Below are 23,897 nucleotides of genomic sequence, written 5' to 3'. Positions count from 1 at the left end.
TTCGCCGCGCCAAGCACCAAGCCAAGCTAGGCCGGCCCGAGCCGGCGCCCCCAAGGAGAAACTTATGAAACGCCGCCTTTTTCTGGGTGCGGGCACAGCCGCGCTCGCCAATCTGCCCAAGTGCAGCTATGCGCAAACAACAGCGCCCTCCACAGCACTGAACGCGTTTGCGCCACCAGGGCCGATCGCGCCGCTGCGCGCCAGCGCCGACCGCATCATCGACCTCAATGTCTGCCTGCGGCCGTTTCGCGCCCAGGGACCCCGCATAGCGTCCGAGCAGCGCTACGGCAAGACCATCGTCCACCATTACGGCCATGGCGGCAGCGGCTGGTCGCTGTCTTGGGGCTCCGCCCGATTGGCGCTGCCGCTGATAAGGGCCAGCGGGCACAAGCAGATTGCCGTGATTGGTTGCGGTGCTATTGGGCTCACCACGGCGCGCGTCGCGCAAATGAACGGGATGAAGGTGCGCATCTACTGCAAGGAGCGCCCGCCCGAAGTGGCCTCATCCAAGGCTACCGGTCTGTGGTCGCCGGACTCGCGCATCTGCAGCAGCGAATACGCCACGCCGGCCTGGACTCAGGCCTGGGCCTCGATGGCGCGCAGCTCCTTCAAGACTTACCAAAGCCTGCTCGGCCTGGCCGATCGGCCGGTCGAGTGGCGCGACGGCTACATCTTGTCGGACATCCCTTTCGATCAGCCCTTGCCCGACTCTGCACATGGCGGGATTGATGAGCCCGACTATCCGGATCTGATCGGGGAGTTGGACGACATCCGCCCCAAGTCCGTGCTTCTGAGGCCGGGCGAGCATCCGTTTCGCGTCGCCCATGCCAAGCGCTTCACCCAAATGAGCTTCAATATCTCCAGCTATCAGCGACTCTTGATGGATGACTTTCTGCGCGCCGGCGGCGAGATCGTGCATGAGGTGTTTGAGCACCCGCGCCAGTTTGGCGCCTTGCGTGAACGCACCGTCGTCAACTGCACCGGCTATGGCGCGCGCGCCTTGCTGGGTGACAAGTCCATCATCCCAGTGCGCGGCCAGACGGCGCGCCTGGTGCCGCAAATCGAGGTGGACTACGCGCTGATCTACCGAGGCCACAACCTCTTTATGCTGCCGCGCCGCGACGGCGTGTTGGTGCAGGCGCAGGGCGAACACGACTTCGGCAATGAGGACACCCGCATCGACCGCGCGCTGTCGGTCGCCGCAGTGGAGCGCTTGGCGACCTTGTTTGCCTGACGGCCAAGCCGCATCGGCAAACGTTCTTTGAAGAATTCAAATTGCTAGACCTCATGACTCCCGTGCAAAAACTGTTGACCCTCGCGCTGGTCTGCTCATGCCTGCTGCCTGTCGGCAGCAAGGCCGCCGAGCCCCCCGCCAAGCTTGTATCCATCGTCGATGCAGCGATTCTTCCCTTGATGGCCCAGCATGACGTGCCCGGTATGGCGGTCGCGATCACGCTCAATGGCGAAGCCAGCTTCTACAACTACGGCCTGGCGTCCCGGGCGGCGCACAAGCCCGTCAACGAGCACACCTTGTTCGAGTTGGGCTCCATCAGCAAGACCTTCACGGCTACGCTGGCTTCATACGCACAAGTGCAGGGACAGCTGTCTTTGAACGACCACCCCGGCCGCTATGAGCCGGCGCTCAAGGGTCGGGCGATCGACCGCGCCGCTTTGATCCACCTGGCGACCTACACCGCCGGTGGCCTGCCGCTGCAGTTTCCGGATGAACTCGCACCGGATGGCATGCTGGCGTATTTCCAGCAATGGCGGCCGAGCGCTGCGCCGGGCACAAGGCGCGAATATTCGAATCCAAGTCTTGGTTTGCTGGGTCATGTCACCGCCTTGGCCTTGAAGAGCAGTTTTGCAGATGCGATGCAAACCCTGCTGTTCCCGCAGCTAGGTCTGCACGACAGCTATATCCAGGTGCCGGAGGCGCAGGTGGACAGCTATGCCTGGGGCTATAGCAAAGCCAATGCCGAGATCCGCGTGAGGCCTGGCGTCTTCGCCGAACAAGCTTATGGTGTCAAGTCGACGGCCGCTGACATGATTCGTTATGTGCAGGCCCAAATAGATCCGCAGCATTTGAGCGTGACCATGCAGCGTGCGATTGTGGGCACGCAGCTTGGCTACTTCAAGGTCGGCGAGATGGTGCAAGGGTTGGGCTGGGAGCAATACCCTTTCCCCATCACCTTGGATCGCTTGCTGGCCGGCAACTCCGAGGCCATGATTTTTGAATCCAATCCGGCCAAGCGCCTCTCGGCGGCGCAAATGCAGGCCCAATCGAGCCGGTCGACCTTGTTCAACAAGACCGGCTCAACGGCGGGATTCGGCAGCTACGTCTTGTTTGTGCCCCAGCTGAAAATTGGCATCGTGATGCTGGCGAACAAGAACGTGGATATCACGGCGCGCATCACGGCCGCGTACGCGATCCTGAACCAATTGGCGCAACTCTCTACGCAGTCCCAACAGTCCCAACAGCCCCCACAGCCTGCAAAGCAGACAACACCGCCTCGGCCGTAGCCGGTGCGCGCAGCAGCGGGTCGCAGCCGGCCGGACCCGTCGAGGCAATTGCATCCTTGATCGCCAGCAGCACCGAAAAAGGCAAAAGCAGCGGCGGCTCGCCGACCGCCTTCGAGCGGTGAATGCTGTCGGCGGCGTTTGGCTGGTCGAACAAGCTGACGCGGAAGTCCGGCGGGCTGTCGTTGGCGGTCGGGATTTTGTAAGTGCTCGGCGCATGAGTCAGCAGGGCGCCCGATTGCGGATGCCATTTCAGCTCCTCCGTGGTCAGCCAGCCCATGCCTTGCACGAAGGCGCCTTCGACCTGGCCGATGTCCAAGGCCGGGTTCAATGACTGGCCGACATCGTGCAGCACATCGGCGCGCGTGACGCGGCTCTCGCCCGTCAGCGTGTCGACCAAGACCTCGGCCACTGCCGCGCCAAATGCGTAGTAGTAAAAGGGCTTGCCCTGTAGCTTGGCGCGGTCCCAGTGCAGGCCCGGCGTGGTGTAGAAACCGTCGCTCCAGAGCTGCACACGTTGCATATAGGCCTTGTGGACCAGCTCTGTAAAACCAAGTGACTGCTTACCTGCGCTGACTTGCGCGGCCTCAAAAAGAACTTCGTCCTGCGCGCAGCCAAATATTTGCGCCGCCAAGACGCTCAGCCTTTGCTTGATCTTGCGCGCCGCGTCCTGCGCAGCCTTGCCGTTCAAGTCGCTGCCGGTGGAGGCAGCAGTCGCCGAGGTGTTGGCGACCTTTTGCGTGTCGGTGGCGCTGCAGCGCACGCTGCTCAGAGGAATGCCTAGTTCATGCGCCACGACCTGCGCGACCTTGGTGTTGAGCCCCTGGCCCATCTCGGTGCCGCCATGATTGACCAAGACCGAACCATCGGTATAGACATGGACCAAGGCGCCGGCCTGGTTCAGGTGCACGACGTTGAAGCTGATGCCGAACTTCAGCGGCGTCAGCGCCAGGCCTTTCTTCAGCACAGGGCTGCTGGCGTTGAAGCTCGCAATCGCTGCGCGTCGGGCGTGATAGTCGCTGGTCTCAACAAGCCTGTCGCTTAGCGGCGCCAGGATGTTGTCCTCGACCTGCTGGCCATAGGGCGTGATGTTGCGGCCACCTTCGTCCGCATAGAAATTGCGCTGACGCACCAGCAACGGATCAAGGCCAAGACGGCGCGCAATCGAGTCCAGAATCATCTCGACGGCCAAGGCCCCTTGCGGCCCGCCAAAGCCGCGAAAGGCGGTATTGCTCTGCGTGTTGGTGCGGGCACAAAAGCCGTGCAAGGCCACATGAGGCAAAAAATAGGCATTGTCAAAATGACAGAGCGCACGCGCCATCACCGGCGCCGACAGATCGGCCGAATGGCCGCAGTTGGAGATCAAATCGACCTCGGCGCCGAGCAGCATGCCGTCCTCGTCAAATCCGACATCCCAGCGGTAATCAAAGCCATGGCGGCGGCCGGTGATCATGAAGTCATCGTCACGGTCCAGTCGCAGCTTGACCGGCCGGCGCAGCTTGGTCGCCGCGACCGCCGCCACGCAGGCGAACAGCGCCGATTGCGATTCCTTGCCGCCAAACCCGCCGCCCATGCGTCGGCATTGCACCTGCACCTGGTGCGCGGCATAGCCCAGCGCATGGGCGACCAGCAGCTGCATTTCGCTCGGATGCTGGGTCGAGCAATGCACCAGCATCGCTTGCTGCTCCTGCGGCAAGGCATAGCTGATTTGGCCCTCCAAGTAGAACTGCTCCTGGCCGCCGACCGACCATTCGCCGCTGAGCCGGTGCGGCGCCGTTGCGAGTGCAACTTGCGCTTCGCCCCGGTTCAGATGCATGGGCGGCAATACATATTGGCCCCGCTCATGCGCGGCCTTGGCCGTCAGCACGGCGGGCAGCGCCTCGAAACGAATGGCGTGCTTGGCTAGCGCAGCGGCACGGCGCGCCAAGTCGCGGCTGCTGGCGATGACGGCAAAGACCGGCTGGCCTAGGTAACTCAATACATCGGCGGCCAGTATGGGGTCGTCGTGCAGCAGCGGCCCGCAGTTGTTGGCGCCCGGAATATCGGCCGCCGTCAAGACCGCCACCACACCGGGCTGGGCGCGCAACAGGTCCAGATCAATACCCAGCAGCTTGCCATGTGCAACCGGCGAGAGACCCAGCGCTGCGTGCAGCGTGCCCGTGGCCTCGGCGATGTCATCGGTGTAAATCGCTTCGCCTGACACATGCAGGGCGGCCGATTCATGCGGGCGACTCACCCCCACTTGGGCTGCGGCGGCGTTCATGCGGCGCTCCTGGTCATGTTGGTGTCGAAAGAAACCGCCTGCCAGACGCTCAAGTCGCTGGCCGCTAAGGGTGCATCTGATCGTGTCTCCAACCAGAGCCGGCGCAACAAATTCTGTGCGACCTGCATCCGGTAAGCACTGCTGGCGCGGGCATCGCTCATCGGTGTGAAGTCACTGGTCAGCGCCGCTTGCGCCTCGATCATCGCGGCCTCGGTCCAGGCTTTGCCAAGCAAGGCCGCTTCGGCCAAAGCGGCTCGTTTGACCACCGCTGCCATGCCGCCGAAGACCAGCCGCGCCTCAGCGACCAACTCGCCGTCCAGCCGGATTGAAAGCACCGCACAGACCGCCGAGATATCGCTGTCATAGCGTTTGGCGATCTTGTAGGCGCGCAGCCGCCAGTCAGCCGTCGGCAGGGGCAGATGCATGGCTTCAATGAACTCGCCCGGCTGCAAGGCATTCTGCATATAGGCGAGGTAAAAATCCTCCAGCTTGAGCCGGCGCTGCTGGCTGCCGCGCCGCAAAACCAGCTCGGCACCGAGGGCGATCAAGGCCGGCGCGCCGTCGCCGATCGGCGAGCCGTTGGCGATATTGCCGCCCAGCGTGCCGGCGCGGCGCACCGGTGGCGAGGCAAAGCGCAGCCACAGCTCGCGCAAGGGTGGCGTGGCAGCGGTCAGCGCGGCCCAGGCATCGTCAAGCGATGCAGCAGCACCAATCCATAAGCCTGGCTGGCCATCAAAGGCCTCGGCTCGAATCTGACGCAATTCGTCGACAGCGCCGATATAGATCAGGTCGCCCAAGTCGCGGAACTGCTTGTTGACCCACAGGCCGATATCGGTGGAGCCGGCCAGCAGACGGGCGGCCGGCTTGGTTTCGAGCAGGGCCGCCAGTTGCTCCAGCGTCCGAGGCGCATCAAAGCTGTCTGTGCGCTGCCGGAAGGCAGGGTTAGGCGCAGAGTAATGCAGCGGAATATCTTCTGCCTGCATCTGCAACAAGGCTGCCTCGGCCGGCTTTAGATCGAGCTGCCGGCCCGTCAAGTCGAACATCTTCTCCCCCGCATCCAGAATCGGCCGATATCCGGTGCAGCGGCATAAATTGCCGGCCAGCTCGTCGGCCAGTTGCTGGCGGGTCGGCCGCGTGCCGGCAGCGCTGTGCTTTTCATAGCAGGCCTGCAGCGACATCACAAAGCCGGGGGTGCAAAAGCCGCATTGCGAGCCATGGCACTCCACCAGCGCTTGCTGGACTGGATTCAAGTCGGTGGACGAGCCCAGGTCTTCCACCGTCAGCAGGGCCTGGCCATCCAGCGTGGGCAAAAACTGCGTGCAGGCGTTGATATTGCGCAGCTGCAGCTGGCCTTCGCGCAACTCCGCCACCAGCACCGTGCAGGCGCCGCAGTCGCCCTCGGCGCAGCCTTCCTTGCTGCCCAAACATGGCCCTGAGGCCTGCTCGCGCAGGTATTGCAAGACCGTGGTCGTGACGGGCAGGCCTTGCACGGCCCGGATCTGACCTTGATGGAAGAAGCGTAGCGGGCGGGCGGCGGGGCTGTTCATGATGGCTTGTCGAAGTTTGCACCGAAAGTAACGGGCGTGTCGCTTCAGGCTATACGATTATGCGCATAGTTAGTATGGATTTGAAAATATGAGCCAGCGCGCCGATTTCGACAAGATCGAGCTCCAACTCGTCCGGGTCTTGCACACAGTGATCAGCGAACGCAGCGTCTCGCGGGCCGCCATGCGCCTCAACAGCACGCAGCCCGCCGTCAGTGCGCAGCTGCGGCGCCTGCGTGCGCTGACCGGCGACGCCTTGCTGGTGCGCAGCGGCGCGGGCATGACGCCGACCGCCGTCGCGCTGGAACTGCTGGAGCCGGCCGGTCGACTGCTGCAAGAAGCGCAGAGCCTGTTCGGCCGCAACAGCCGCAGTGGCGCCAGCTTTGATCCTGCGAGCGCTGAAATGTCCATTCGCATTGCCGTCAGCGACTACCTCGACCCCTTGTTCCTGCCCGAGCTGGTCGGCCGCCTGCAGCAGGCCGCTCCCGGCTTGCGGCTGGATCTGCAACCGCTGTCCGCGCAGTTCGATTACCGCCGCGGTTTGAGCAGCGGCGAGCTGGATCTGGTCATCGGCAACTGGCTGCAGCCGCCCGACGAGCTGCATCTCGGCGGCTTGCTCAGCGACGAGGTCGTCTGCTTGCTGGCCAACAAACATCCGGCCGCCAAGGCCTGGCAGCGCGATCCGGCCAGTTGGACGCTGGCGCGCTATCTGGACTGCCAGCACCTGGCCCCGATGCCGCTGGCGGCCGGTCAGCCCGGCGTGATTGACCAGCACCTGACGGAGCTGGGCCTGAGCCGCCGCGTGGCCGTGCGCAGCGCGCATTTCGGCCAGCTGCCGCAGATGGTGGCGCGCAGCCTCTTGGTGCTGACGACCGGGCGGCTGTTCTGCTCACGTTATTTGAAGGGCTTGCCGGTGACGGTGCTGCCTTGCCCGGTCGCCTTTCCGGCGATGAACTATTACCAACTTTGGCACCAGCTCACGCACAGATCGGCCGCGCTGCGCTGGTTGCGTGAGCAGGTACGCGAGACGGCGCAATCGCTGGCTCCGGCCGAGTTCAATAAATTCCCCAACAATCCATGACGATCTTGACCAACAACAGCTCTCAACGCCTGGCTCTGCGCGGCGACCTGCTCGACTTCACCGCTGCGCCGGCCTGGGGGGAACTTGAGCCCGGTGGCGCCGTGCGCTTCCAGCCCGACCATTGGCTACTGATCGACGAAACGGGCCGCATCGCAGGCACGCAGGCCGAGGTGCCCGACGCGAGTTGGCAGCAGATCGACCACAGCGGCCACCTGATCCTGCCCGGCTTCATCGACACCCATGTGCATTGCCCCCAGCTCGATGTGATCGCCTCTTATGGCGCCGAGCTGCTGGACTGGCTCAACACCTACACCTTCCCTGCCGAATGCCGCTATGCCGATCCGGCCGTCGCACAGCTGGGCGCGGAGCGCTTTCTGGACGCGCTCTTGGCCCATGGCACGACGGCGGCTGTGGTCTTCGCCACCGTCCACAAGGTCTCGGCCGAGGCCTTGTTCGAGGCGGCCGAGGCGCGCGGCATGCGCTTGATCACCGGCAAGGTCTTGATGGACCGCAACGCGCCGGCCGCGCTGCTGGACCCCGATGTGGCCAGCGCCGAGCGTGATTGCGTCGACCTGATCTCGCGCTGGCATGGCCGGGGCCGTTTGAGTTATGCCGTGACGCCTCGCTTTGCGCCGACCAGCAGCCCCGCCCAGTTGGCGATGGCCGGCGCCTTGTGCCGCGCCGACGCATCGCTGTATATGCAAACCCATGTGGCCGAGAATCGCGCCGAGGTGGCCTGGGTGAGCGAGCTGTTCCCCGACGCACGCAGCTATCTGGACGTCTATGCCCGCGAGGGCCTCTTGCATCCGCGCGCTGTTCTTGCGCATGGCGTTTGGCTGGACGACGCCGATCGCGCCGCGATCGCGGCCAGCGGCGCACAGATTGCCTTCAGCCCCTCGTCCAATCTCTTCCTCGGCAGCGGGCTGTTTGACTGGGTGGCCGCTGCGCAGGCCGGTGTGGCAGTCAGCGTGGCCAGCGATGTGGGCGGCGGCACCAGCTTGTCCATGCAGCGAAATTTGCTCGATGGCTACAAGGTGCAGGCCTTGGCCGGCCAGCGCATGAGCGCCTGGGCGGGGCTGTACGCGGCCACGCGCGGCGCGGCCGCGGCGCTGGGGCTGGCGGGCGAGATGGGCCACTTCGGCGTCGGCACGCTGGCCGATGTTTGCGTCTGGGACTGGGCGTTGGGCCCGGTGGCCAAGGCCCGCGCCGAGGTCGTGCGCGGCCTGCATGAGCGGGTGTTCGCCTGGATGGGCTTGTCGGATGAGCGCAATCTGCACAGCGCCTATGTGGCCGGCGTGCCGAAATTTTCCAGGAGCAGCAGCTGATGAGCACAGAAAGAATAGCCTTCTTTATCGCCCTTGAAACCCGCGTCTGGCAAGCCATGACCCTCGGTGACCTTCAGGCCTACAAGGCGCTGCTGGCGCCCGAGTTCCTGGGTGTCTATCCGAGTGGATTTGCGGGCTTGGCTGAAAACCTCGCCCCCTTGGCACAGACGCCCGGCTTTGCCCCGACCTATGTACTCAGCGAAGCGCGCATCATGGATCTGGCGCCCGGCCTGGTGATGCTGTCCTACCGGGCCGTGTTTCAGCGAGTCGCTGGCACTCAAGCGAAGGCGATGTATGTCTCGTCCCTGTGGCGCCGTCAAGAGGGTGAAAGTACGGAGGAGCGCTGGGTCAATCTGTTCAGCCAAGATACGCCCAGCCAGCATGCGGCCCCTATGATGACGCCTTAGCCACAGCGTCTATTCAGCGTCAGCCATTCATGAGCCCAGCCCGACTGCAACTCACCGGTATCAGCAAGCAATACCCTGCGGTCAAGGCGAACGATGGGGTGTCGTTGACGGTGGCGCCGGGGCAGATCCATGCGGTCTTGGGGGAGAACGGCGCCGGCAAATCGACGCTGATGAAGATCATCTACGGCGCGGTCCAGCCCGACGCCGGCCAAGTGCTCTGGAATGGTCAGCCGATTGCGCTGAAGAGCCCGGCGCAGGCGCGCGCTTTGGGCATCAGCATGGTGTATCAGCATTTCTCGCTGTTCGACACGCTGAGCGCGGCCGAGAACATTTGGCTGGGCTTGGACAAAGGCGCCAGTCTTGCCGAGTTGACCGAGCGCATCTCCGCCGTGGCGCAGAGTTATGGGCTTGAGGTGGACCCGCAGCGCCCGGTGCATAGCTTGTCGGTCGGCGAGCGCCAGCGGGTCGAGATCGTCCGCGCGCTGCTGACCGAGCCGAAGCTTTTGATCCTCGATGAGCCGACCTCGGTGCTGACGCCGCGCGCCGTCGACAAACTCTTTATCACCCTGCGCCAACTGGCCGCGCAGGGCTGCAGTATTTTGTACATCAGCCACAAGCTCGACGAGATCCGGGCGCTGTGCGATCACTGCACGGTGCTGCGGGCGGGCCGGGTGACGGGTGAGGTCGACCCGCGCACACAGAGCAATAGCGAGCTGTCGCGTCTGATGATTGGGGCCGAGCCGCCGCCTTTGCAGCGGCTTCCCAACAAGGCCGGGGCCCTGGCCTTGAGCCTGCGCCGCCTCAGCCTGGCCAAGGCAGAACCATTTGGCACCACCTTGGTCGATATCGAATTGAATCTGCATGCCGGCGAGATCGTCGGCGTGGCGGGCGTCTCCGGCAATGGCCAGCAGGAGTTGATGGCCGCGCTGTCGGGCGAAGACCCGCGCGGCCAGCCCGGCTCGGTGCAATTGTTCGGGCAGGACATTGCGCGCAGCAGCCCGCGCAAACGGCGCCGCTTGGGCCTGCATTTTGTGCCCGAGGAGCGGCTGGGGCGCGGCGCCGTGCCCAGCCTCTCGCTGGCACAAAACACCTTGTTGACACGCACCGATAGCGTGACGAGCTGGGGCTGGCTGCGCACCGCGCAGGTGCAGCGTTTGGCCGAGCATCTGATTGCGCGCTTCTCTGTGCGCGCCGGCGGCGCCGGAGCGGCGGCGCGCAGCTTGTCGGGCGGCAATTTGCAGAAGTTTATTGTCGGCCGCGAGATCGACGCGACACCCAAGGTCTTGATCATTGCGCAGCCAACCTGGGGCGTCGATGTCGGTGCGGCCGCCCAGATCCGTGGCGAGTTATTGAAGCTGCGCGATGCCGGCTGCGCGGTCTTGGTGCTCAGCGAGGAGTTGGACGAATTGTTTGAAATCAGTGACCGCATGGTCGTGATGGCGCAGGGCCGTTTGTCGCCGGCCGTGCCGGTGCTTGAGGCCAGCCGCGCCATGATCGGCGAGTGGATGAGCGGCTTGTGGAATTCAAAAGCAGGGACTAGCCATGTTCAGGCTTGAGCAGCGTCCGCAGCCTTCCAAGCTGATGGGTTTGGCTTCGCCGCTGCTGGCGCTGGCGATCACGGTGGCCTTGGGTGTGAGCCTATTCCTGATCTTGGGCAAAGACCCGCTGCGCGGCCTGCAGATGTTTTTCTGGGAGCCTATCCGCTCCGCCAATGCCTGGAGCGAGCTGGGCCTGAAGGCGACGCCACTGGTCTTGATTGCGCTCGGCTTGGCAGTTTGCTTTCGTGCCAATGTCTGGAATATCGGCGCCGAGGGCCAGTTCATCATCGGCGCCTTGGCCGGCGGTTTCGTGGCCATGCAGGCCGACGCCAACAGCGGCCGCATCATCGTGCTGTGGATCTTGCTCGCCGGCATGCTGGGCGGCATGGCCTGGGCCGGCATCACGGCGCTGCTGCGCGCGCGCTTCAATGCCAACGAGATTCTGGTCAGCCTGATGCTGGTCTATGTGGCCGATCTTTTGCTCAGCTACTTGGTTTACGGCCCCTGGAAAGACCCGCAGGGCTATAACTTCCCGCAAAGCATCAGCTTCTTGGCCGCCACCAAGATCCCGCGCTTGTTCGAGGGCTCACGGCTCAATATCGGCGTCTTGATCGCGCTGGGCTCGGTGCTCGCCTTTTGGGTGCTGCTGTTCCGCTCTTATGCCGGCTTTGCGCTGCAGGTCGGCGGCCTGGCCCCTGCGGCGGCGCGTTATGCCGGTTTCTCCTCGACGCGAGCGCTGTGGACGGCGCTGCTGCTGTCGGGCGCGATGGCGGGCCTGGCCGGCGCGCTGGAGGTGGCCGGGCCGCTGGGTCAGCTCACGCCTTATGTGCCGGCCGGCTACGGCTTTGCCGCCATCATCGTCGCCTTTGTCGGGCGTCTGCACCCGGTCGGCATTGTGTTTTCGGCCCTTTTGATGAGCATGTTCTATATCGGCGGCGAGCTGGCGCAAACGCGCCTGGGTCTGCCCAAGTCCATTACCGGCGTGTTCCAGGGCTTGCTCTTGTTCTCGCTCTTGGCCTGCGATACCTTGATCAACTACCGCTTGCGCCGCAGCCTGCGCGCGAGCAGCACTTAAGCCCGGGACAGCATGGACGCCATCGCATTGCTGATCGCCGCCTCGCTGAACGCCGGCACCTTGCTGGCGCTGGCCGCCCTGGGGCTGCTGATCAATGAGCGCGCCGGCATCGTCAACCTCGGCGCCGAGGGCTTGATGCTGGTCGCCGCAATCGCCGGCTTTGCCACCGCCGTGCATACCGGTAGCAGCTTGCTGGCTCTTGCTGCCGGCATGGGCGCCGGCGCCTTGCTGGCCGGTTTGTTTGGCGTGCTGGTGATCTGGCTCAACACCAATCAATATGCGGCCGGCCTGGCCTTGAGCCTGTTTGGCACCGGCTTTTCGGCCTTTGTCGGCATCCGCTACACGTCCGAAAAGCTGGGCCCTCGCAGCAGCTTCGAGTGGCCCTATCTGGCCGATATCCCCTTCATCGGCCCGGCGCTGTTCAAGCAGCATCCGCTGGTTTACGGCGCTATGGTCCTGACCGCCGCCCTGGCCTGGTTTTTGTACCGTTCGCGCGCCGGCCTGGTGCTGCGGGCGGTGGGCGAGTCGCCGGAGTCCGCGCATGCGCTGGGTTATCCGGTGCGCTGGATTCGCTTGGGCGCGGTGATGGCCGGCGGCAGCCTGTGCGGCCTGGCCGGCGCCTATGTGTCCACGGTCTACACGCCGCTCTGGGTCGAAGGCATGATTGCCGGCAAGGGCTGGATCGCCTTGGCCTTGACGACCTTTGCCACCTGGCGGCCGGCACGTATCCTGCTTGGTGCTTATCTGTTCGGCTTCGTCACCATGCTGCAGTTCTACTTGCAGGGTCAGGGTGTGGAGGTGGCGAGTCAGTTCCTGAGCATGCTGCCTTATCTATCCACCATTGTGGTGCTGGTCTTGATTTCCAGTAACGCCGCCTTTATACGGGCCAATATGCCGGCCTCGCTGGGCAAGCCTTTCTTTCCTGGGTCTTGATTGAAGCTTTCTTTCCTTTTGGAGATGACGACGATGAATAAGCGCAGCTTTGTAATTAAATTGGGTTCATTGACGGCGCTGGCCGGCGCGGCAGCTCTGCTGGCGGCTTGCGGTAAGAAGGCGGAGGAGCCGGCTGCTGCGGCAGCCTCGGCCGCGGCCCCTGCTGCGTCCGCCGCGGCTGCCAAAGCCGAGCCCTTGAAGATCGCGTTTGCCTATGTCGGGCCGGTCGGCGATGGCGGCTGGACCTTTGCTCATGACAACGCGCGCAAGGCGGTCGAGAAGGAATTCGGCGACAAGGTGCAAACCAGTTTCGTGGAAAAAGTACCCGAGGCGGCCGATGCCGAGCGGGTCTTCCGCGACATGGTGAGCCAGGGCAATAAGCTGATCTTCGGCACCACCTTCGGCTATATGGAACCCATGCTCAAAGTGGCGGCCGACAGCCCCGACACCAAGTTCGAGCATGCCACCGGCTACAAGCAAGCCGCCAATCTGCGCAGTTATGACTCGCGCACCTATGAGGGCGCCTACATGGCCGGCGTCATCGCCGGCAAGATGAGCAAGACCGGCACGCTGGGCGTGGTCGGCTCCATCCCCATCCCCGAGGTGATCCGCAATATCAATAGCTTCACGCTCGGCGCGCAAAGCGTCAACCCGAAGACGGTCGTCAAGGTGGTGTGGGTGAACAAGTGGTTTGACCCGCCGCAAGAAACCGAGGCCGCGCAGACCCTGATCGACGGCGGCGCCGATGTGCTGATGCAAAACACCGACTCCAGCGCGGTCTTGCAGACCGCCGAGAAGAACGGCAAGTACGCCTTCGGCTGGGACTCCGACATGACCGCCTATGGGCCCAAGGCTCACTTGGGCTCGGCGGTGATCAACTGGGCGCCGTACTACATCGCCTCGGTGCGCGAGGCGCTGGATGGCACATGGGCGGCCGGGCCGGGCAAGCATGCTTGGTGGGGCGTCAAGGAAGGTGCGATCGACTTGGTGTCCATCGCCGAGGCCGTGCCGGCCGACACCCGCGCCCAGATCGACAAGATCAAGGCCGGGCTGAAGGATGGCAGCTTTGCCATCTGGAAAGGCCCCATCATTGGCCAGGACGGCAAAGAGGTGGTGAAGAAGGGCGAGCAAGCCGACGACAAATTCCTCTCGGGCGTCAATTTTTACGTCAAGGGCGTAGACAGCAAGTTGCCGGGCGGGAAGTGATTGGCTGAGCAAGTTCAGGCGTGGGAGCGGGCCGTGCCGCGCAGCTCGAGTCCCACGCTCAGTTAGAGGGGTAGTGCGATGAAAAACGCAAAGAATACGATTTGCCTTTGGTATGACGGTGGCGCCGAAGAGGCGGCGCGGTTCTACGCGAAGACCTTTCCTGATTCATCTGTTGAGGCAGTGCACCGTGCGCCGGGTGACTATCCCTCCGGCAAGCAGGATGATGTTTTGACGGTTGAATTCACGGTGATGGGGGTTCACTGCCTCGGGCTCAATGGCGGACCGGCCTTCAAGCAGAGCGAAGCTTTTTCGTTTCAGGTCGCTACGCAAGACCAAGCCGAAACCGATCGCTACTGGGAGGCAATCATTGGCAATGGCGGCACGGCAAGTGCCTGCGGTTGGTGCAAGGACAAATGGGGCCTGTCTTGGCAGATCACGCCGGTAGCCTTGACCGAAGCGATCACGGATCCCGACCGCGCTGCGGCCAAACGAGCCTTCAGTGCAATGATGGATATGAGCAAAATCGACATTGCGGCCATCGAGGCTGCGCGCAGAGGGCTTGCCAAGTAGTGCTGGCAATGGCGGCGATCCCCGGGCTGGAAGACGAACTGGGTTCCAGTTCATTGCTTCGGGAGTGGGCAGAATTTCGGGCTTCTTGGGAGCTGAGTGCCGGCTGGATTCGCCGTTTGGAATCGCTTGAATATTGAACCCGATGCCGGGGCCTCGATTGGTGTTTGCTTGGGCGGGGTCGGCAGCTAACAGCCCATACAATCGGCTGCGAGTGGTGAGCGGCAAGCGGCCGTCTCTGCTGGCGTAGCGCGGGGAGATCAATCCGATGGTGTCGAAAGCTCTTGGCTTCTTGAAGTGGTGCGTGGTGATCGCACTGGTGGGCGGCATCACGCTGCTGGCAGTGCGCGCTTTTGATGCGCAGCGCGGGCCCGAGTTGGAACTTTGGCACACCTTTGTGCCGCATGAGTTGTCGGCGGCCGAGCTCGACAAGGCTGACTGGACGCAGTTCCTGGCGGCGGAGGAGCGGGCTTTTGCCGAGGTGCGCAGCGAGGTGAGCGACAAGCTCGGCCCCGAGGCCCGCATTGAGAGCAATCGCTACGACGCCAATAGCCCCATCTACCCGGGCAAGTTCGCTACCGACTGGAATCGCTCCTATGTGATGCTGCCCGAGGGCAAGCCGGTCGGCGCGGTGATCTTGCTGCATGGGCTGACCGACTCGCCCTACAGCTTGCGGCATATCGCGCAGCGCTACCGCGAGGCCGGCTTTGTGGCGGTGGCGGCGCGCATGCCCGGGCACGGCACGGTGCCGGGCGGCTTGTCGACGGTGGAATGGGAGCAATGGACGGCGGCGACGCGACTGTCGGTGCGCGAGGCGCAGCGCCTGGCTGGGCCCGGCGTGCCGCTGCATGTGATCGGTTTCTCCAATGGCGGCGCGCTGGCGATGAAGTATGCGCTGGAGGCGCTGGGTGACAAGACGCTGGCGCGGCCCGACCGCATCGTGCTGATCGCGCCGATGATAGGCATCACCGCGATGGCCCGCTTTGCCGGTGTGATGGGTTGGCCGGCGCTGTTGCCGCGCTTTGCCAAGGCGGCTTGGCTCGGTATCGTGCCCGAGTTCAACCCCTTCAAGTTCAACTCCTTCCCGGTCAATGCGGCGCGCCAGTCCTCACTGGTGGCCAACCGGCTGCAGCAGGAAATAAATGCTGCGGTGGCCGACGGCAAGATGGCTGGCATCGCGCCGGTACTCACGTTTCAATCGGTGGTCGACTTCACCGTCAGCACGCGTGCCATTGTCGATGCGCTCTATGTCAACTTGCCGGCCAATGGCAGCGAGCTGGTCTTGTTTGATGTGAACCGCAATACCAAGATTGGCGCCTTGATGCGCGCCAATACCGATACCGTGGTGGCGCGGCTTTTGCCGAATGCGCCGCGCAAGTTCAGGGCCACCATCATCACCAATGAGAGCCCGCGCCATGCCGAGGTGGTGGAGCGCGTCACCGAGGCCGGTGCCAGCAGCGAGCAGGTGCGACCCTTGGGCCTGCTTTATCCGCGCCAGGTGTTCTCGCTCTCGCATCTGGCGCTGAGCTTTCCGATGAACGATTCGCTCTACGGTTTGCAGCCAGACAAGCCCGAGGAATACGGCGTCAATCTGGGTTCGATGGCGACGCGTGGTGAGCGCGGTACTTTGATCGTCAGCCTGGATTCGCTGTCACGGATGTCGGCCAACCCCTTCTTCCCCTACTTGATGGAGAGGATAGAAGAGGGCTTCAAGGGCAAGGGCGCCCAGAACTAGGCCTACCTTGTATCCGCGGCCTTGGCGCTGACTACGCTCAAAGGTTTGGGCGCCAAGGCCACTGCACTGTCGACCCAGCCGCCACCCATCGCGCCATAAACATTGACAATTTGCGCGTAGCGGGCGGCTTGCAGGCCGACCGAGGCGAGCTCGGCGGCGAACAGCTCGTTCTCTGCCACCAGCACCTCCAGATAACCGGTTACGCCCTTGTCAAAACGCAGATTGGAAAGGCGCGCAAATTCGCGCAAGGCGACGACCCGTTCGCGTTGCAGCGCAAATTCCTGCTGGCGCTTTTGGCTGCCGCTGAGCGCGTCATTGGTTTCCCGGAACGCGTTCAAGACGGTTTGCTGATAGCCGGCCAGCGCCGCGCGTTGCCCGGCCTCGGCCGAGGCGACCTGGCCTTCAATCGCGCCAAAGGTGAAGATCGGGCCGGTCAGGCTGGCCGCCAATTGGCCGGCACCGGCTGGGCCACTGAGCAGGTTGCCGAAGGCCGTGCTGGTGCTGGCCACGGCCGCGCTGAGGGACAGATTGGGGTAGTAGAGCGCCCGTGCCGCGCCGATATTGGCGTTGGCGGCGACCAGGTTCTGCTCGGCCTGCATGATGTCGGGGCGGCGCTGCAAAAGCGTGGTCGGCAGGTCGGCCGGGATCAGCGGGGCGACCAAGGCGTCGATCGACTTGCCGCGCGCGATCGGCCCGGGGTTGCGCCCCAGCAAAAGCGAGATCAGATTCTCTTGCGCGAGGATGGCCTGCTCAAAGCCCGGAATGGCGGCGCGCGCTTGCTGCACTTGTGAGCGGATCTGCGTCACTTCGGTCATCGCCACGATGCCGGCCTTGTAGCGCAGCTCAAACACGCGCAGCGTGGACTCGAAGTTGCGCAAGCTGGCCTGGGCAATCTCCAGCTGGCGGTCCAGCGCGCGCAAAGAGATATAGCTTGCGGCCACGCCCGACACCAGCGACAGCACGACGCCGCGCTGGCCCTGCTCGCTGGCATAAACCTGCGCTTGAGCGGCTTCATTCAAACGTCTTACGCGCCCGAACAAATCGGTCTGCCAGGCCGCGCCGAGCGACACCTTGTAGAGCGAGAAATAGCGGTCTGCGCCGGCGGGGAGCGGCGGCATCGCCACGGCGCTGGCGTGGTTGCGGCTGGCGTCGCCGCCATAGCCGAGTTGCGGATAGAGCTGCGAACTGGTGGCGGTCAGCGCACCCATGAACTGGTCGACCCGAGCGGCGGCGACGCGCAGATCGCGGTTGTCGCGCAGCGCGGTTTCCACCAAGTCGTTCAGCACCGGGTCGCCGAACTGCTCCCACCATTTCAGGTTGGCGACGTCGGCCGCCTTCGGGTAGTCGATGCGCCAGGCTTGCGGAGCTTCCACCGTGGGGCGCACATAGTTGGGGCCGACCGTGCAGCCTGTGAGGCTGCTTATGCCGGTCAGGCCGGCAGCCAACAAGGCGGTTAACAGAGGCAGTTTCATGGTCATTTCCTTCACTGAGTGCGGGCTTGCGATTGGGGCAGGCAAACCGCTGAATTAAATCGTCATTGCGCCGGATAGCAGCGCATACAAGCCGACGAGGGACGCGAGGCAGAGCAGGCCGAACAAGGGCTTCTCGGCCGCACTGAAGACCGCCAAACCCTGCTCGCGGCGGGCATAAAAATAAAGCCAAGTGCCGGGCGCGTATAGCAGCGCCGCCAGCAGAAGAAATTTCGCGCCACCGGCGATCAACATGGCCGCGGCATACAGCGAGGCAAGGGCGGCGACCAAGCCGTCGCGGCGGCGGCCCGGCTCGCCGGCGGCGTAGCTGTCGCCGCGATACGCGAGCTTGAAGCCATAGGCGGCCACCAGCAGATAGGGCAGCAGGGTCATCGCACTGGTCATCTTCAAAGCGACCGTGAAGGCCTGCTCGGCAAACCAGGTGACGAGCAAGAACAGCTGTATCACCCAATTGGTCAGCCACAGCGCGATAAACGGCACACCGTTCTGGTTCTCGCGCGCCAGCAGTTTGGGCATGGAGTCGTTCTTGGCCGCCGAATTCAAGACCTCGGCGGCCAGCAAGGACCAAGACAGATAGTTGCCGGCGATGGAAATCAGCAGGCCTATGCTGACGAAAACCCGGCCCCAGGGACCGACGATGGCCTCCATCACACCCGCCATGGAAGGCGTGGCGAGCGCGGCCAGATCGGAGCGCAGCAAAATGCCGTAGGAAAAAACCGTGACCAGTACCAGCAGGCAGAGCACGCCGATGAAGCCTAGCACGGTGGCGATGCCGACATCATTGCGGTCCTTGGCATAGCGGGAATAGACGCTGGCGCCTTCGATGCCGACGAACACGAACACCGTCACCAACATGGTCTGGCGGACTTGTGCGGCGATGCTGGACCAGTTGCCGATGGCCTCGCTCTCGCCCGGCTCGCCGCCCCAGAAGTTCAAGGCAAACACATCGGCCTTGAAGCCGGCGATCACGACGACCACAAAGATCGCGATTGGCACCAGCTTGGCCACCGTCGCAATCGTGTTCAGCGCCGCTGCCTCCTTGACGCCGCGCAGCACCAGCATATGCACGCCCCAGACAATCACGCTGGCGCTGAGGATGGCCAGCGGCGTTGAGCCATCGCCGAACACCGGCCAGAACTGGCCCAACGTCGCCTTGATCAGAATCAGACAGGCCACATCGGCCAGGCAGCAGGCAATCCAGTAGCCGAAAGCGGAGGAGAAGCCCAGATAGTTGCCGAAGCCGGCCTTGGCATAGGCATAGATGCCGGCGTCGAGTTCGGGCTTGCGGCGCGACAGGTTCTGGAACACAAAGGCCAGCATCAGCATGCCGGAGCCGGCAATGGCCCAGGCGATCAAGGCGCCCAGCGCCCCGGTCGAGCGGGCGAAGGCCGCCGGCAGCGTGAAGATGCCGGCGCCGACCATGGAGCCGACGACCAGCGCGATCAGCGCGCCGCGCGAGAGCTGGCGATCTTGTGACTCGCTCAACGCGCCACCTCGCGAATCATCAGCCAGGCGAACAGCGCGGCCAGGCTCAACATGGCCAGGCTGGCCGTCGTCCAGCGGCGCAGGCCGGCGTCCAGTGCCTCGAAGCCTTTGCCCAAGGCGCTGAGCATGGAGCCGGGTGCGAAGCTCCATGCCAACAAGGCGCCAACCGCAAACACCAGCAAGCTATTGCCCAATTCCTTGGCCGCCAGCGGGTTCTTGACCACGCCGGCCGGCAATTCAGCGGCCAAGGGCCCGACCAGCGCCAGGCTGGCCAGCAAGAGCGAGCACAGAGCCAGTGAGAGCGCCGCCATTTCGGACAGGCGCGACACCTTTTTCACAACAACTAATGGTGTAGCCGGTCGGCGCAAGGCCCGGCTCAAGACCAGCACCACATAGCCGGCGGTGAACATCGCACCGCCTTGCAAGACCAGCGTCCACCACCATTGGCCCGAGCTGTCGGCGGCGTCCAGCAGCAGTTTCTTGGCCAGGTAGGCGCCGCTGGGCACGACGCCCATCAAGGCCAGACCGGACAAGGCGAAGGTGAGCACGGTCAGCGGCAAGGCGCGCGCGAGGCCGGCCAGATCGTGGATCCGGTCATGGCCAAGCGCTGCGTAGATCAGGCCGGCGGCCATGAACATGCCGGCCTTGGCCGTCGCATGTGAGATCGCTTGCAAGAGCCCGCCGGTGAGCACCAGACCATGCGCCAGCATGCCGCTTGCCGAATCGAAGGCGAGCGGGAACATCAGGAATAAATAGCCGATCTGCGCGATGGTGGAGTAGGCGACCAGCAGCTTCAACCGCTGCTGACGCAGCGCGACCACGCTGCCGACGACGATGGCGGTCGCGCCCATGGCGGCCAGGACTTGCGCCGAGGGCAGGGTGATGACGGCCGGCATGACGTCGAACCACAGCCGCACGACCAGGAACCAGGAGCCTTTGATCACCAAGGCCGACAACATGGCGCTGGCAGCGGCCGGCGCACCGGCATGCGCGGGCGGCAGCCAGATGTGCAGCGGGAACAGCGCGGTCTTGGCCAAGAGGCCGACCGTCATCAAGGCCGCGGCGGCCCAGGCAATCGGCTCCGGCCTGACAGCCTGACCCAGCAGCGTGATGTCGAGCGTGCCGTAGCCGCCGTATATCAGCACCGCACCCAAGAGATAGAGCACCGAGCCGGCCAGCGCGAAGAGCAGATAGCGCAGCGCGGCACGCAGCGTCTCGGCCTTGCCGTCCAGGCAGACCAGCGGCACGCCGGCGAAGGTCAGCAACTCCAGCGCGACATAAAGTGTGAACAAATCGCCGCTGACGAAAACCAGATTGAGCGAGCCCCAGATCGCCATCAAGAGCAACCAGAAGATCAGCGGCGCGCGCTTCTCCGCGCCATCTTTGCTGCCGCCAAAGTCGGCCCGCGCATACAGGGCGATGCCGGAAATCACCACGCTAACGGCAAAAATCATTGCCACCGAGAGCCCATCGGCGCGCAGCGCAATCCCCAAGGGCGGCGACCAGGCGCCGAGCAAATAGACCAATGGCGCAGCGCTCGCTTGCCAGCTCAGCACAATCGCCACCGCGCAGCTCAGGCCCGCCAGCAGCGTCAAGGCCGCGACGCCGCGCACATAGCGCCCACCCAAGAGCAGGCCGATCAGCACGCCCGTAAAAGGCGCCAACACGGCCAGCACCAGCAAGTAGCCTCCCAGCGTCGTCGCCATCAGTTCAATCCGTCCTTTTGTGGCGTCACCGCCTCATTGGCGAGCGTGACCGAGCCGCTGGCGTCGAACAAGCGCAGCAGCAAGGCGACGGCCAAGGCGGTGGCGGCAAAGGCCACCACGATGCCGGTGATCAACAAGGCTTGCGGGACCGGGTCACCGCCCAAGCCCGCGCCGGCGCCGCGCCGTGCAATCGCGCCGAACAGCAGGAACACCCCGCTGCCAATGACGTTGAAGGCAAGGATCTTGCGCAGCGGATGCGGGTTGGCGATCAAGCCGTAGACGCCAACGCCGATCAAGGCCGCCGCGCACAGGCCGAACAAGGTCGCGGCGTTCATGCCTGTTCACCCCGCTGCGCCGCACCGAGCAGCATCAATCCCAAAATCAGCGTCAGCGTGGGCATCAAAGCAAACTCGATCACCAGGATCAGCGGCTTGGCCAAGCCGATCGGATAGGCCAGAAATGCGCCCGCCGAAACCGAGCCGAGCACGCCGACGGCTATGAAAATCAGCGGCCCGGCCACCAGGCAGGCGCGCAACCAGCGGCGGCTGATAGCCGGCGCGTCGGCCAGGCCGGCCATCAGCACCAAGAGCCACATCGCGGCCATCAGCGTGGCACCCTGAAACTTGCCGCCAGGATGGTCGGCGCCGATCCAGAAGATGTAGGCGCCGATCACGACGCCCAGCGGCGGCAGCAACCTTGCGGCATAGGCCAACAGACCCTTGGGATCGGCCGTCTGCAGCAGGCCCGGACGCCCGCCCCAGAAAGGGTCCGGCGTCAAGGACCACACACCGATTAAGGCAAACAGCAGCACGATCGCTTCCAGCAGCGTGTCCATCGCGCGAAAACCCAAGAGCATGGCGGTGATGGGGTTGCCGACTTCCGTGGCGCCCATTTTGGCGATCACCTCATGGGCCAGCGAGGGCGCCGGGTCAGGCAGAGCCAGCACGGCCCAAGCCAGCGCCAACGTCACGCCGAGCGACACCATCAAGGCCAGGCCGCGTGTGGCGATACCGCTTTGTTCGGCGCGCGCCGCCGCCTCGGTGTGGCGCAGCCGTTTGGCCGCGTTGATCAGCAGCGCGCCGGTCAGGCCGCCGCCAATGGCCGCCTCGGTCAGCGCGACATCGATGCCGTGCAACTGCACCCACACCAAGGTCAGGAGCAGACCATAGGCGATGAAGCCGGCCACGGCCGCGAAAGCGCCGCGCGAGATCACCGTCCAAACGGCCAGCCCCAGCAGCAAGGCGGCGAGCATCAGATTCAGCAAGTCCATCATCGCGCTTGCTCCTTGGCCTTCATGCTGCGGCGCAGACCATAAGCAATCAATTGCGAAACAGTAGCGCTGGACAAGAGCATCAGCAGCCAGATGCAAGCCAGCTTGAGCATGGCCGCAATGCCGTCCACTTGCGGCATGAGCCCGATGGCGACCAAACCCAGGCCCAGGTTGTCGGCCTTGGTCAGTGCGTGCAAGCGGGTCAATGAATCAGGGAAGCGCAACAGCCCAACCGTGCCGGCGAGAAAGAAGAACAAGCCAGCACTGACCGCCAGCACGGTGAAAACATCGAGGGCGGCTCTCATGGCTGCTCTTCCTGGCGGCCGCCTTGCTGGTCTGGTTGGTCTTCTTGCTCCGCCGTAGCCTGTGCTTTGACGAAGGCAAAACCGGCGAATGCGGCCAGCAGAGCCAAGGTCAAAGCGACATCAAGTGTCGAGCCTACGCCGCTGGCCACGCCCAGCAAGAGCAGGGCTGCGACACCGCCGGTGCCCAGCAATTGCGCAGCCATCAAGCGTTCAGCATCGCCCGGCCCGCGCAAGACCCGCAGCATGCCAACTGCCACGGTCAACACCACGAAGGCCGCCGCTCCCAACAAGAACTCAGACATGGTTCGCCCGGCCTTCCTGACTTTGGCCTTCCACAAAAGCGCGCGCCAGCAGGCGCTGTTCGGCGCACAAGGACTCGACCACCGGCTGGGTTACATCCAGGCAGTGATAGAGCAGGCTACCGTCGCTTGCCGCCACCGGCACGGTGCCCGGCATCAGGCTGGTGATGGAGGCAAAGGTGTTGCGGGCCAAGCCAGGAGGGAAGCTCATCGGGCATTCCACAAAGCCCGGCTTGAGCGGCATGCTCGGCGAAAAAGCTCGCTTGGCCACATCGAGTCCGCCGCGTACCGATTCCCACAGAAAATGGGGCAGCAGCCCTAACAACGCACCCAGGCGGATGCCGCCGCTGGCAGGCGGCAGCAGGTAAACACTCAGCCAGCTCGCGGCCGCAGCGGCCAATGCGCCCAAGGCCAGATCCCCCGACTTGGCGCTGGGCAAGAGCAGCAGCCAAAAGCCGAAATAGACCAAGCCGCGCGAGCAAGCGGTGCGGGTTTTGGACGCGGGGGCTGGCGGCGTTGTGGTGTTCATTCGAGACCCGGCTCTATACCGATGCTGCCTGACTCGCTTTTGAGTCGCACATTGATTTGGCTCACGCGGTCATACAAGCGTGCTTCGCCGAGCATGGGCCACCATTCGTGCAAAAAGATCTCGGCGGGCCGCCACAGCGCCACCCAGCCACTGATCATCAGGCTCTCTTTCAGCAAGGTGGCATAGGCCGCATGCTTGAAGACGGTAAAGACGGCCTCACCCAGCACCATCATCAGCGCCATGAAGGCCAAGCCTATGAGCAAGCTGATGCGCCCGGTGCGCAGCAACTGGCGCACTTTCTTGCGCATGGCTACGGCGCGACGCGCAAAGTAGTCATGCATGGCGCCGCGCAGCATCTGCGTATCGTCGGCGTCGTTCGACAACTGCCCCAGATGCACGATCAATGACAGGCTTTGCCCGGCAGGTACTTCGCGGGCCCAGTCGACGATGTAGTCCGCCGCCTTGGGGTCGATGTCGCGCTTGTGGAAGGGCGCCGGGTCCATCGAGTTGAACAGTTGACGCGTATCGCCAAGGTACAACTCCAGCGTGTCGGACCCGTGACCGGTGCTGGGCTGCGGGTTCGACGCATCAATGGACTTCAAGGCCGCGGCGCTCATGGACT

At 64.1% G+C, this 23,897-nt stretch carries 22 protein-coding genes; 11 read left to right on the top strand and 11 right to left on the bottom strand.

Features of this window, described 5'->3' with window-relative positions:
* Nucleotides 1-64: 64 nt before the first annotated feature.
* Nucleotides 65-1,234 carry an FAD-dependent oxidoreductase gene (locus tag LNV09_RS04300; RefSeq protein WP_263555849.1) on the top strand — a complete coding sequence of 390 codons (1,170 nt, stop codon included), beginning with the start codon at nucleotides 65-67 and terminating at the stop codon, nucleotides 1,232-1,234.
* Between the two features lie 71 nt (nucleotides 1,235-1,305).
* Nucleotides 1,306-2,520 (top strand): class C beta-lactamase, encoded by a 1,215-nt coding sequence (gene ampC / locus LNV09_RS04295; protein ID WP_411969227.1) that lies wholly within the window; start codon nucleotides 1,306-1,308, stop codon nucleotides 2,518-2,520.
* On the opposite strand, the gene xdhB is transcribed toward ampC, so the two are convergent.
* Nucleotides 2,453-4,780 (bottom strand): xanthine dehydrogenase molybdopterin binding subunit, encoded by a 2,328-nt coding sequence (gene xdhB, locus LNV09_RS04290; protein WP_263555847.1) that lies wholly within the window; start codon nucleotides 4,778-4,780, stop codon nucleotides 2,453-2,455. The genes ampC and xdhB overlap by 68 nt on opposite strands.
* The gene (xdhA, locus tag LNV09_RS04285; protein WP_263555846.1) at nucleotides 4,777-6,327 is read right to left on the bottom strand and encodes a xanthine dehydrogenase small subunit; all 1,551 of its coding nucleotides are present in this window, start codon (nucleotides 6,325-6,327) and stop codon (nucleotides 4,777-4,779) included. Before xdhA ends, xdhB begins: the two co-directional genes overlap by 4 nt.
* Before the next feature lie 88 nt (nucleotides 6,328-6,415).
* Here xdhA and LNV09_RS04280 point away from each other — a divergent pair, with 88 nt between their 5' ends.
* The 9 genes from LNV09_RS04280 (at nucleotide 6,416) to LNV09_RS04240 (ending at nucleotide 16,191) form a co-directional block, all read left to right on the top strand.
* Nucleotides 6,416-7,405 (top strand): LysR family transcriptional regulator, encoded by a 990-nt coding sequence (locus LNV09_RS04280; protein ID WP_263555845.1) that lies wholly within the window; start codon nucleotides 6,416-6,418, stop codon nucleotides 7,403-7,405.
* Entirely contained in the window at nucleotides 7,402-8,730 is a 1,329-nt protein-coding gene (gene guaD / locus LNV09_RS04275; RefSeq protein ID WP_263555844.1) for a guanine deaminase, read from the top strand. Before LNV09_RS04280 ends, guaD begins: the two co-directional genes overlap by 4 nt.
* Nucleotides 8,730-9,137, top strand: a complete 408-nt coding sequence (locus LNV09_RS04270) for a nuclear transport factor 2 family protein (RefSeq protein WP_263555843.1) — start codon at nucleotides 8,730-8,732, stop codon at nucleotides 9,135-9,137. The genes guaD and LNV09_RS04270 overlap by 1 nt, the downstream gene beginning before the upstream one ends.
* 29 nt (nucleotides 9,138-9,166) lie before the next feature.
* Complete coding sequence (locus LNV09_RS04265; RefSeq protein ID WP_263555842.1) at nucleotides 9,167-10,693, top strand: ABC transporter ATP-binding protein; 1,527 nt, start codon at nucleotides 9,167-9,169, stop codon at nucleotides 10,691-10,693.
* A complete protein-coding gene (locus tag LNV09_RS04260; RefSeq protein ID WP_263555841.1) occupies nucleotides 10,680-11,750 on the top strand; it encodes an ABC transporter permease in 1,071 nt (356 codons plus the stop codon). Before LNV09_RS04265 ends, LNV09_RS04260 begins: the two co-directional genes overlap by 14 nt.
* 12 nt (nucleotides 11,751-11,762) lie before the next feature.
* On the top strand, nucleotides 11,763-12,683 hold the full coding sequence (locus tag LNV09_RS04255) for an ABC transporter permease (protein ID WP_263555840.1): 921 nt from the start codon (nucleotides 11,763-11,765) through the stop codon (nucleotides 12,681-12,683).
* Between the two features lie 24 nt (nucleotides 12,684-12,707).
* Nucleotides 12,708-13,889, top strand: a complete 1,182-nt coding sequence (locus LNV09_RS04250; RefSeq protein ID WP_263555839.1) for a BMP family ABC transporter substrate-binding protein — start codon at nucleotides 12,708-12,710, stop codon at nucleotides 13,887-13,889.
* Between the two features lie 78 nt (nucleotides 13,890-13,967).
* Complete coding sequence (locus tag LNV09_RS04245) at nucleotides 13,968-14,459, top strand: VOC family protein (RefSeq protein ID WP_263555838.1); 492 nt, start codon at nucleotides 13,968-13,970, stop codon at nucleotides 14,457-14,459.
* A gap of 268 nt (nucleotides 14,460-14,727) precedes the next feature.
* A complete protein-coding gene (locus tag LNV09_RS04240) occupies nucleotides 14,728-16,191 on the top strand; it encodes an alpha/beta hydrolase (RefSeq protein ID WP_263555837.1) in 1,464 nt (487 codons plus the stop codon).
* A 2-nt stretch (nucleotides 16,192-16,193) separates the two neighbouring features.
* Here the strand turns inward: LNV09_RS04240 and LNV09_RS04235 are convergent, their stop codons facing one another.
* The 9 genes from LNV09_RS04235 to LNV09_RS04195 are packed head-to-tail and all read right to left on the bottom strand — an operon-like array spanning nucleotide 16,194 to nucleotide 23,892.
* Nucleotides 16,194-17,663 (bottom strand): efflux transporter outer membrane subunit, encoded by a 1,470-nt coding sequence (locus tag LNV09_RS04235; RefSeq protein WP_263555836.1) that lies wholly within the window; start codon nucleotides 17,661-17,663, stop codon nucleotides 16,194-16,196.
* A 54-nt stretch (nucleotides 17,664-17,717) separates the two neighbouring features.
* Entirely contained in the window at nucleotides 17,718-19,166 is a 1,449-nt protein-coding gene (locus LNV09_RS04230; RefSeq protein WP_263555835.1) for a basic amino acid/polyamine antiporter, read from the bottom strand.
* Nucleotides 19,163-20,872, bottom strand: a complete 1,710-nt coding sequence (locus LNV09_RS04225) for a complex I subunit 5 family protein (protein ID WP_263555834.1) — start codon at nucleotides 20,870-20,872, stop codon at nucleotides 19,163-19,165. Before LNV09_RS04225 ends, LNV09_RS04230 begins: the two co-directional genes overlap by 4 nt.
* Nucleotides 20,872-21,207, bottom strand: coding sequence for an NADH-quinone oxidoreductase subunit K (locus tag LNV09_RS04220; protein ID WP_263555833.1), 336 nt, complete (start codon nucleotides 21,205-21,207; stop codon nucleotides 20,872-20,874). The genes LNV09_RS04225 and LNV09_RS04220 overlap by 1 nt, the downstream gene beginning before the upstream one ends.
* Nucleotides 21,204-22,145: a hydrogenase subunit MbhD domain-containing protein gene (locus tag LNV09_RS04215; protein ID WP_263555832.1), complete on the bottom strand. Its 942-nt coding sequence runs from the start codon at nucleotides 22,143-22,145 to the stop codon at nucleotides 21,204-21,206. Before LNV09_RS04215 ends, LNV09_RS04220 begins: the two co-directional genes overlap by 4 nt.
* A complete protein-coding gene (locus LNV09_RS04210) occupies nucleotides 22,142-22,447 on the bottom strand; it encodes a cation:proton antiporter (RefSeq protein ID WP_263555831.1) in 306 nt (101 codons plus the stop codon). Before LNV09_RS04210 ends, LNV09_RS04215 begins: the two co-directional genes overlap by 4 nt.
* A complete protein-coding gene (locus LNV09_RS04205; protein ID WP_263555830.1) occupies nucleotides 22,444-22,749 on the bottom strand; it encodes an MrpF/PhaF family protein in 306 nt (101 codons plus the stop codon). Before LNV09_RS04205 ends, LNV09_RS04210 begins: the two co-directional genes overlap by 4 nt.
* Nucleotides 22,742-23,275, bottom strand: coding sequence for a Na+/H+ antiporter subunit E (locus LNV09_RS04200; RefSeq protein WP_263555829.1), 534 nt, complete (start codon nucleotides 23,273-23,275; stop codon nucleotides 22,742-22,744). The genes LNV09_RS04205 and LNV09_RS04200 overlap by 8 nt, the downstream gene beginning before the upstream one ends.
* A complete protein-coding gene (locus LNV09_RS04195; RefSeq protein ID WP_263555828.1) occupies nucleotides 23,272-23,892 on the bottom strand; it encodes a hypothetical protein in 621 nt (206 codons plus the stop codon). Before LNV09_RS04195 ends, LNV09_RS04200 begins: the two co-directional genes overlap by 4 nt.
* Nucleotides 23,893-23,897 lie beyond the last annotated feature (5 nt).

The sequence above is a fragment of the Paucibacter sp. B2R-40 genome (assembly GCF_025717555.1).
Lineage (GTDB): Bacteria > Pseudomonadota > Gammaproteobacteria > Burkholderiales > Burkholderiaceae_C > Paucibacter_A.
This window is presented reverse-complemented; position numbering and strand designations above follow the sequence as displayed.